This is a genomic window from Salinimicrobium oceani, assembly GCF_012037645.1.
In genome coordinates this window covers 1-704 of sequence record NZ_JAAVJR010000142.1, presented here as the reverse complement: position 1 = coordinate 704, position 704 = coordinate 1, and the positions used below count along the sequence as shown (strand labels likewise).

Annotated in this window: 1 protein-coding gene; it reads right to left on the bottom strand. The window is 44.2% G+C overall.

Going from position 1 to position 704, the window contains the following annotated elements; translation table 11 throughout:
• Window positions 1-704: HYR domain-containing protein (locus HC175_RS15905; protein ID WP_168139401.1), on the bottom strand; the 704-nt coding region annotated here is incomplete at both ends.

Sequence of the window (704 nt, the reverse complement as noted above, 5' to 3'; positions counted from 1 at the left end):
GTCCAGGTGACGGTAGTGGTCCCTAAAGGAAAAGATAAAGGAGCATCGTTTTCAACCTTTTTGACACCACAGTTATCAGAAGTAGTTGGATTTCCCAGGCTAACTCCTGAAGCAGAACAACTGTTAGCATCTGTTGATACCGTTACAGCACCTGGTGCAGTTATGGAAGGATCTTGAGTATCGTTGACAGTTACAATTTGAGTTGCTGTCTGAGTGTTGTCAGAATTATCGGTTACGGTCCAGGTGACGGTAGTGGTCCCTAAAGGAAAGGATAAAGGAGCATCATTTTCCACCTTTTTGACACCACAGTTATCAGAAGTAGTTGGATTTCCCAGGCTAACTCCTGAAGCAGAACAACTGTTAGCATCTGTTGATACCGTTACAGCACCTGGTGCAGTTATGGAAGGATCTTGAGTATCGTTGACAGTTACAATTTGAGTTGCTGTCTGAGTGTTGTCAGAATTATCGGTTACGGTCCAGGTGACGGTAGTGGTCCCTAAAGGAAAGGATAAAGGAGCATCATTTTCCACCTTTTTGACACCACAGTTATCAGAAGTGGTTGGATTCCCCAGGCTAACTCCTGTAGCAGAACAACTGTTGGCATCTGTTGACACCGTTACAGCACCTGGTGCAGTTATGGTCGGTTTTTGGTTGTCTTCAACGGTGATAATCTGAGTAGCTGTCTGAGTATTATCAGAATTATC